This is a genomic window from Bradyrhizobium sp. UFLA05-153 (assembly GCF_054185185.1).
The window spans coordinates 24334-32572 of sequence record NZ_JBBIAM010000106.1; the positions used below are offsets into that span (position 1 = coordinate 24334).

At 61.0% G+C, this 8239-nt stretch carries 8 protein-coding genes; all 8 read left to right on the top strand.

What is annotated here, in order from left to right; genetic code table 11:
- The first annotated feature begins 19 nt into the window (after positions 1 to 19).
- The 8 genes from Q2941_RS39385 to Q2941_RS39420 all read left to right on the top strand — a co-directional run bounded on the left by Q2941_RS39385 (position 20) and on the right by Q2941_RS39420 (position 8141).
- Complete coding sequence (locus Q2941_RS39385; protein ID WP_458195857.1) at positions 20 to 1924, top strand: branched-chain amino acid ABC transporter ATP-binding protein/permease; 1905 nt, start codon at positions 20 to 22, stop codon at positions 1922 to 1924.
- Positions 1921 to 2640: an ABC transporter ATP-binding protein gene (locus Q2941_RS39390; protein WP_458195858.1), complete on the top strand. Its 720-nt coding sequence runs from the start codon at positions 1921 to 1923 to the stop codon at positions 2638 to 2640. Before Q2941_RS39385 ends, Q2941_RS39390 begins: the two co-directional genes overlap by 4 nt.
- A 62-nt stretch (positions 2641 to 2702) precedes the next feature.
- Positions 2703 to 3875: a substrate-binding protein gene (locus Q2941_RS39395; RefSeq protein ID WP_458195859.1), complete on the top strand. Its 1173-nt coding sequence runs from the start codon at positions 2703 to 2705 to the stop codon at positions 3873 to 3875.
- A gap of 42 nt (positions 3876 to 3917) precedes the next feature.
- On the top strand, positions 3918 to 4748 hold the full coding sequence (locus tag Q2941_RS39400; RefSeq protein WP_458195860.1) for a branched-chain amino acid ABC transporter permease: 831 nt from the start codon (positions 3918 to 3920) through the stop codon (positions 4746 to 4748).
- 288 nt (positions 4749 to 5036) lie between these two features.
- Positions 5037 to 5432, top strand: a complete 396-nt coding sequence (gene tnpA / locus Q2941_RS39405) for an IS66-like element accessory protein TnpA (RefSeq protein WP_458195861.1) — start codon at positions 5037 to 5039, stop codon at positions 5430 to 5432.
- Complete coding sequence (gene tnpB / locus Q2941_RS39410) at positions 5429 to 5776, top strand: IS66 family insertion sequence element accessory protein TnpB (protein WP_458195862.1); 348 nt, start codon at positions 5429 to 5431, stop codon at positions 5774 to 5776. Before tnpA ends, tnpB begins: the two co-directional genes overlap by 4 nt.
- A gap of 69 nt (positions 5777 to 5845) precedes the next feature.
- Complete coding sequence (tnpC, locus tag Q2941_RS39415) at positions 5846 to 7501, top strand: IS66 family transposase (protein WP_458195863.1); 1656 nt, start codon at positions 5846 to 5848, stop codon at positions 7499 to 7501.
- Positions 7467 to 8141 (top strand): UPF0149 family protein, encoded by a 675-nt coding sequence (locus Q2941_RS39420; protein WP_458195864.1) that lies wholly within the window; start codon positions 7467 to 7469, stop codon positions 8139 to 8141. The genes tnpC and Q2941_RS39420 overlap by 35 nt, the downstream gene beginning before the upstream one ends.
- Positions 8142 to 8239 lie beyond the last annotated feature (98 nt).

Consider the following 8239-nt stretch of genomic DNA (forward strand, 5'->3'; position numbering starts at 1 on the left):
GCGCACTCAGAGTAGCGCTATGGCTCATCGTCAGAAGACGGACGTGCTGATGACAGCGAGCAGGACTCTCGCAGAGGAGATCATTTCTTTCTTGAGCCCGGCCCGCAGGTGGCTGGCGATCTTCGGCGTCTCCATCCTGCTCGTTGCCTTCCTCCTGGCGAGCCCGATGGTGCTTGGCGAATACGCGCAACAGATTCTCTCGCAGGCATTTTTCTTCGCGATCGCCGCCGTCACGGTCGATCTTCTGTGGGGTTACACCGGTGTCCTGACATTTGGTCAGTCGGCCTTCTTCGGCATCGGGGTGTACACGGTTGCCATTGCCTTGGCGTATTACGTCGAGGGGGCGCTCGCCACCGCAGGAGTGATTTTCGCTGCCATGGCTGGCGCGGCCTTGGTCGGAGCTGCTGTGGGCTGGCTTTCCTTTTGGGACCGCGCGTCGCCCATCTACGTTGCGATCGTCACGCTCGCACTTCCCGTCGTATTCACGCAGATTATCCTGAGTGGGGGAGCCTACACCGGATCAAGCAGCGGGCTGCCGATTCCAGTGCCGTTCCTCTCCATCACGGAGTGGTACTATGTCGCGGGCGGGCTCCTTCTCCTTGTCGCCATAGGGGCGTACGTTTTCGTTTCGAGTGACGCCGGTCGAGTTCTGGTCGCCATTCGCGAGAACGAGGAGCGCTGCCGCTACCTTGGTTTAAACACCTCGCGCCTAAAGATCCGTCTCATGACCGCATGCAGCGCCATCGCGGCCCTAGCCGGCGCTTTCTACGTGCTGTTTAGCAGCGTCGCGGCTCACTCGTATGGGGATTTCGTCTTCGGAACCGAACTTGTTGTTTGGACCGCCTTGGGTGGGCGCGGGACACTTATTGGCCCGATCCTCGGCACGGTGGGGGTCAACTACGTCTCGGCGCTGCTCGGGGGCAACCTACCATTCATCTGGCTGCTCTTTGTGGGGTTCGCCTTCGTACTGGTCGTCGTGTATCTCCCTCAAGGACTCGTCCCGGCGATCGGCCAAGGCCTGTCAGTGCTGGTCCGTCCCATAACTGAACTGCTCAATCGAGGAGGGAATGCGAGGGCTCCCGGCGCGCAGCCAGGAGCATGGGCAGCAGGCGCCGCCATCGCCCTTTCAAGCGCGCAGGACGCTCTAAGTCAGGAGCGCAGCGTGATTGGCGCGCCGGACAAAGCGCCAGTGCTGGAGCTACGCGATGTTGGCATGCAGTATGGGAGCCTAGTGGCGCTCCATGGAGTCTCCCTCAAGGCATACCGCGGCGAGGTTGTGGGGATTATCGGACCGAATGGGGCTGGAAAGACGACCCTTCTCCGCTGCATCGCTGATGGCCGCGAGCGTTCGACAGGCGAAGTGCTGATAAATGGTCACCGCATCGAGCGGCTCCCGCCACAACGCTGCGTGGCCTTTGGCGTCAGTCGGAAGTTCCAAACTCCCAACGTATTCGATGCGCTGACCGTCCTCGACTGCCTTCGCGTCGCGCGGTCATATCGAAAGCCTGCATCCCCTTGGCGGCGGTCACGCACGGTCGAGTTACCTGAGCCCGCGCTTGACGCGGTGGAAGTCTCGGGACTGACGACTATGCTCAACGAGCGGGCCGGCCATCTGTCTCATGGCGCAAAGCAGGCGCTAGAGCTCGCTATGGTACTCGCCCAAGAGCCGACCGTGCTGCTTCTCGATGAGCCGACCGCGGGGCTCACACGCGACGAGCGAGCGGCGATCGGGAGCGTGCTGACAGAGCTGGCCCACAGCCACCGGCTGTCTATTTTGCTCATCGAGCACGACCTCGACTTTGTGCGCGAAATCAGCACGCGACTGGTCGTCTTTCACATGGGAAAAGTTCTGCTCGACGGGCCGCTATCGGAGATTGCCGACTCGGACCTCATCCGGTCGATTTATGTCGGAGGAACCACATGATCGCAGCGGTCGCCCCACACGGCCTCGCCGTCGGAAGCTTGGAGGGTGGGTACGGCAGCTCTCCAGTGCTCCACGGAGTGAGCTTCCACATCGGAACTGGGGAGGTTTTCGGGGTTCTCGGCAAAAACGGCATGGGCAAAACGACTTTGCTGAAGACCATTATGGGGTTGCTACCACCTCGGCGCGGCCAAGTCGAACTTCTTGGTAAGAATGTAACCGGCCGGCCGCCATACCAGATCACTAGGCTCGGAGTCAGTTACATCCCCCAGGAAAAGTCGATTTTTCAGGATCTCTCGGTGGAGGAGAACCTCAGATTGGCGCTGCGGGAGCCCTCGAGTTTCGAAGAGCGATTAATTGCGGTGGCGGGATGGTTCCCGTTCTTAACTGCGAGACGCCAACAGCGAGCGGGCACGCTTTCCGGTGGCGAGCAGAAGATGCTGCTGATGGCACGAGCGCTTCTGACGCGGCCGCGTCTGGTCCTGATCGACGAGATCACCGAAGGCCTTCAACCCGCAGTGATCACACGTCTTCAGGAGATCCTGGCCGAGGAGCGCCGTACCCATGGGACGACCATCGTACTTGTAGAGCAAAATGTCGGATTTGCTTTATCGCTGGCCGACCGATACGCGGTCCTGAAGGTTGGAACGATCGTAGAGAGCGGCAATTCGAGCGACCCCGGGGCGCGGAAAACCATAGAGCGTCACCTTGCGATTTAGCTGAACGAGACTTGCATCCGGAACGCTGAATCTTTTTGAACTGGAAGAAGGGAGAAAATCCAATGCGCAAGGTTTATGGGATCCAACTACTGCTCTTGATGCTAGCGATATCAATTCTGGCGGTCGCACCAGTGCGGTCGCAGGAGAAGAAGCCGGTCGTGATTGCCATACCCGTCGGCCTCAGCGGGGTGAACAGCGTTGTCGCGCCGGCGGTCGTGCAGTCCGCCGAACTCGCCGCCGATGAGCTGAACGCGAAGGGCGGCATTCTCGGCCAACCGGTAAAGGTTGTTCCTCTTGATGACGAGAGCGGGCCGGCTGGCGCAGTCAAGGCATTCAATACGGGCATCCGCCAGGACAAGGCGGACGTCATCATCACCATGGAAACGAGTGCGGCTCGCAATGCCGGCGCGCCCATTGCCGAGCGGGCGAAGGTTCCGTTCATCTACACCTCGTTTTACGAGGGCCGGGCGTGCGGGGAATACCTGTTCGTCAATGCCTGGGTCCCTGAGCAGGTCGTGCCTCCACTCATCAAGTTCATGACAGACGAGAAGAAGGTCAAACGGTGGTTCGCGGTGGGGAGTGACTATGCGTTCGGGCGCGGGATGATCGAAGCTGCAAAGAAAACGATCAAAGACATGGGAGGGACGATTGTCGGCGAAGAATACCAACCACTCCAGCAGTCGGACTGGACGGCAATCATTAGCAAGATCCGAGCAGCGAATTCGGACGGCATCATCTACTCCACGTCAGGCGGCGGCCCCAACATTGACTTCCTCAAGCAGCTGAAAGCGGCCGGGCTCACTATGCCGATCGGGAGCCTCTCCATCGATGAGCTGACTGCGGAGGCAGGCGGTAACGCGGCCGAGGGCGTGTACTACACCGGGGACTATTTCACGGGCATCGACAATCCCGAGAACAAACGCTTCCTCGAGGCGATGAAGAAGAAGTTCGGAGCGGAGCTGAAGACGCCAAACGCACTTTCCGAGCAAGAGTACGACGGGCTGCACGCGTATGCGATGGCCGTCGAAAAGGCCGGCACCACGAACGCGGATGCCATCATCAAGGTCCTGCCCATGGTCGTATTCAAAGGGCCGCGCGGGTCCGTTCAGATGAACAAACAGCACCATGCGCCGCTCCCAATCTACTTGGCCCAAGTCCAAGCCGATGGAAAGACGAAGGTGCTGAAGAACTTTGGGCTGATCGATCCAGGTGACCAGTGCCCGAAGCTAAAGTAACGACTCGTTGATCCTGTGGGAAAGAGGCAGGAGGCTGATGCCGTGTACACGATCGAACTCTTGGACGTCGTCACGACGGCGGGGGTCCTATACATCGTTGCGCTCGGCCTCCTTATCGTCTACGGTGTCCTGAAGATCATCAACCTCGCACACGGCGCTTTTCTCGCGCTTGGCAGCTATGCAGCAGTCATTGCCACTTGGCTTGGCTGGAATCCGTGGAGTGCTTTGCTGATCGCTCTGGCAGGCGGCGTTACGGTCGGAGCCGTAGCCGAGTGGCGAGTGCTTCGGGGCCTTTACGTCCGGCCGCTCGACACGATCCTCGCGACTTGGGGTCTCAACATCATCATTGTCCAGAGCATGACGCTCTATTTCGGCCGCGAGATTCAGTTTGCTGAAAGTGCCATCACACAGGCCGTGAGTGTCGGCGGAGTCACATATTCGCTGTATCGTCTCATCCTGCTCCTCATTGCGGTCGTGCTGGGCGTGCTCGTGTGGCTGGTCATGCGCCGAACCCAGATTGGCATCGTGGCCCAAGCGGTCATCATGAACGAGGAGTTGGCACAGGCCTTGGGCATTAACACCCGGCTTGTCCGCTTTGTTACCTTCTGCCTCGGTGCTGGCTTGGCGAGTCTGGCCGGTGCCCTGATCACGCCACTTGTGAGCGTGCATCCGAACCTTGGCGTGCCCTGGCTCATCAATGCATTCATGTTAGTGCTGGTTGCCGGGGTGTCACTCGGCAATCTAGCACTCGCTGCTTTGATACTTGGTGGCGCTCAGGTGCTGGTCAGCTCGTACGGTAATCCCGTGCTCGGAAGCCTCACGATCGTCATCCTGGCCGTGATCATCCTTCGATTCCGAACGATCACGACGTGAGCGGAATGCCCGCACTGATGCTCATTCCGCCTGGCCTGCATAATCGCCATTGCAACCAAGGCCTAGAAATGCACCGGGCGAATGCACGTCGAAACCGCGTCGGCAAATTGCGTGTGCCGCCTCAAGCCCTTATGCGACCGCCCGCGCGGCAAGGTGACGACAGGGTGCCGCCGACGAACACGTCGAGGCGATCGTCGTAAAGTATCCCTCCGGCGTCGGCCGCCTTGTGTAGTTTGAGAGGCGGCCCGAGGATTTGACCTTAGGTCTAGCTTTAAGGTCACGTGGCGAATGCAAGTCAATGTGTTGGGCGCCGAGCGTCGGCGGCGATGGAGTTACGACGAGAAGGTTCGCCTTGTCGAAGAGACGTTGCAGGCTGGCGAGACGGTCTGCGGCGTTGCGCGCCGGCACGGGGTGGCTCACAGCCTGCTGTTCACCTGGCGTCGACAAGCGCGCCAGGGTCGACTGGGCGGAGATTCCGTGCCAGCTCTCGTTCCCGTCGAGATCACGCCCGTGGCGGCTCCGATCTCGAGCGACGCGCCACAACCGGCGTCTTCACCTCCTGCGCAGCGTGCAAGGGCTGGAATCATCGAGATCGAGCTTGGCGGCGGCTGTCGCATTCGCGTTGACCGTGACGTGGACGTTGAGGCGCTGCAGCGAGTTCTTGAGCTGCTGCGGCGACGATGATCCCGATTCCGAGCGGCGTCAGGGTTTGGATCGCCACAGGCCACACCGACATGCGTCGCGGCATGCGAAGCCTGGCTCTTACAGTTCAGGAGATTCTGAAGCGCGACCCGCACGCGGGCGACCTCTACATCTTCCGGGGCCGCCGCGGCGATCTGGTCAAGATCCTCTGGCATGACGGATTAGGCATGTCGCTCTACGCCAAGCGTCTGGATCGTGGCAAGTTCATCTGGCCGTCGGCGTCGGCGGGCGCGGTATCGATCTCAGCGGCGCAGATGGCCTATATGCTCGAGGGCATCGACTGGCGGAATCCGCAAATGAGTTGGCGACCGCAAAGCGCAGGCTGAGCGAAGAAACTACGGTTGCTGCCATTTTGGGGAGTCCCATCGCGTCCAATCTGTGATTCACTGCGTCGCATGGATGCCGACCGCGACGCTGTTCCGGATGACGTTGCTGCCCTGAAGGAGGCGCTGGCGGTCGAGCGCGCGAAGGGTTTGAAGATCGCCGCCGAGCTCGCGGTCGCCCGCGCGAAAGCGTCGGAAGACGAAGCGCTGATCGCCCAGCAACAGTTGCAGATCGCCAAGCTGAAGCATCAGATCTATGGGCAACGGTCGGAACGTTCGGCGCGGCTGATCGAGCAGTTGGCGCTGACGTTCGAAGAGCTGGAAGCCGACGCCACCGAGGACGAGCTTGCGGCGGAACGAGCCGTGGCCAAGACGACGACGGTGCGCGGATTTACCCGCAAGCGCGCTGAGCGCCAGACCTTCCCTGAGCACCTTCCCCGGGAGCGGGTGGTGATCGACGGGCCTACGGCTTGTGAATGCTGCGGCAGCAATCGCCTTCGCAAGCTCGGTGAGGACGTGACGCGCACGCTGGAAGTGGTGCCGCGCCAGTGGAAGGTGATGGAGACGGTCCGGGAGAAGTTCTCCTGCCGCGATTGCGAGAAGATCAGCCAGCCGCCGGCGCCATTCCATGCCATCGCCCGGGGATGGGCCGGCCCGAGCCTCCTGGCCATGTTCATGTTCGAGAAGTTCGGCCAGCATCAGCCCTTGAACCGCCAGGCCGAGCGCTACGCCCTGGAAGGGGTGCTGATCGCGCTGTCGACCATGGCCGATGCCGTGGGGGCGGTCTGTGCGTCGCTGGATCCCCTGCTGCGCCTGGTGGAAGCCCATGTCATGGCAGCCGAGCGCCTTCATGCTGACGATACGACGGTGCCGGTGCTGGCCAAGGGCAAGACCGACACGGGACGGTGCTGGATCTACGTTCGGGACGACCGGCCGTTTGGGGGCGCGGACCCACCGGCGGCCATGTTCTATTACTCACGCGACCGCAAGGGCGAGCATCCCCAGGGGCATCTGGCCCGGTATGCCGGCATCCTGCAGGCGGACGCCTATGAGGGGTACAACCAGCTCTATCTGGCGGGGCGCCAGCCCGGGCCGATCCGGGAGGCTGCCTGCTGGTCGCATGGAAGGCGCCCGTTCTTTGCCATGGCCGACATCGAAGAGAATGCCCGGCGCAAGGGCGCCGGAAAAAGGGAAATCCCGCTCTCTCCGATCGCGATTGAGGTCGTGCGGCGGATCGATGCGCTGTTCGAGATCGAACGCTCGATCAACGGCAAGAGCGCCGAGGAGCGCCTTCAGGTGCGACAGATGCTGAGCCGGCCCTTGGTCGAAGACCTGCAAGTCTACATGCGCGAACAGCTTGCCAAACTATCCCGCGGCCATGACCTGGCCAAAGCGTTCAACTACATCCTGAAGCGATGGGCGAGCTTCACGCTGTTCCTGGAAGACGGCCGCGTGTGTCTCTCCAACAATGCCGCCGAACGAGGCTTGCGAGGCATCGCTCTTGGCCGGAAGTCCTGGCTGTTCTGCGGATCGGATCGCGGTGGACGGCGCGCTGCTTCCATGTACAGCCTGATCGTCACAGCTAAAATGAACGGCGTCGATCCGCAAGCCTGGCTGGCTGATGTCCTTGCCCGTATTGCCGCTCACCCGGCTCATCGGCTCGACGAGCTGCTGCCCTGGAATTGGAGCGCCCATGTCCGGACTGTCGCGCCGCCTCAAGCAGCTTGACGAAGAACTGCTCGCCCTCGGCGATGAGGCGATGCTACTCGAAGAGCTCGACGGCTTCATCGCCGGGCTGCTGGCCTGCCCGGAACTGATCATGCCCAGCGATTGGCTTCCCGTCGTCTGGCATGATGACAGTTCAAATCAGCAGCCAGCCTTCGAGAACCTTGACCATGCCAACCGGGTTCTCGGTCTCGTTATGGAGCACTACAACGGCGTTGCGCGCACGCTGATGGAGCGCCCCGACCGTTACAGTCCGCTGTTCTCCGTCGACACTCGCAATGACGATATCCTATGGGAACTATGGATCGAGGGGTTCGGGAAGGCCGTTGCACTGCGCCCGACAGCCTGGAAAACGCTACTCGACGCTGACGTCGATACGGCGGCGGCTGTGAGCGGGATGTTGCTCCTCGTCGACATCGCGCGGGGCGACAAGGAAATGGACGACCATGATCCGATCCTGGCGGCAATACCCGAAAAGATCGCCGACTGGGTCGTCATCCTCAACGAATGGCGCCTTGCCAACACTCAGCCGGTGCACGAAGATCCAAGCAGTGTCACAGTCCCGCAGAAAAAAGTCGGTCGAAACGATCCATGCCCATGTGGCTCCGGCAAGAAATACAAGAAATGCTGCGGCCTTAACTGATCACAACTGTGGTCCACGCCGGCTTTCAATTACCCACAAGTGCTTGATTCATTTGCGGGAGGCTCGATCGAAGAATCTTGAATCGGATGAATCGCTTG

What these genes read in the sequence shown, in the direction of transcription:
- tnpA (WP_458195861.1), top strand. Translation starts at nt 5,037, where the DNA reads ATGCAAGTCAATGTGTTGGGCGCCGAGCGTCGGCGGCGATGGAGTTAC.
- Q2941_RS39420 (WP_458195864.1), top strand. Translation starts at nt 7,467, where the DNA reads ATGTCCGGACTGTCGCGCCGCCTCAAGCAGCTTGACGAAGAACTGCTC.
- Q2941_RS39390 (WP_458195858.1), top strand. Translation starts at nt 1,921, where the DNA reads ATGATCGCAGCGGTCGCCCCACACGGCCTCGCCGTCGGAAGCTTGGAG.
- Q2941_RS39395 (WP_458195859.1), top strand. Translation starts at nt 2,703, where the DNA reads ATGCGCAAGGTTTATGGGATCCAACTACTGCTCTTGATGCTAGCGATA.
- Q2941_RS39385 (WP_458195857.1), top strand. Translation starts at nt 20, where the DNA reads ATGGCTCATCGTCAGAAGACGGACGTGCTGATGACAGCGAGCAGGACT.
- tnpB (WP_458195862.1), top strand. Translation starts at nt 5,429, where the DNA reads ATGATCCCGATTCCGAGCGGCGTCAGGGTTTGGATCGCCACAGGCCAC.
- tnpC (WP_458195863.1), top strand. Translation starts at nt 5,846, where the DNA reads ATGGATGCCGACCGCGACGCTGTTCCGGATGACGTTGCTGCCCTGAAG.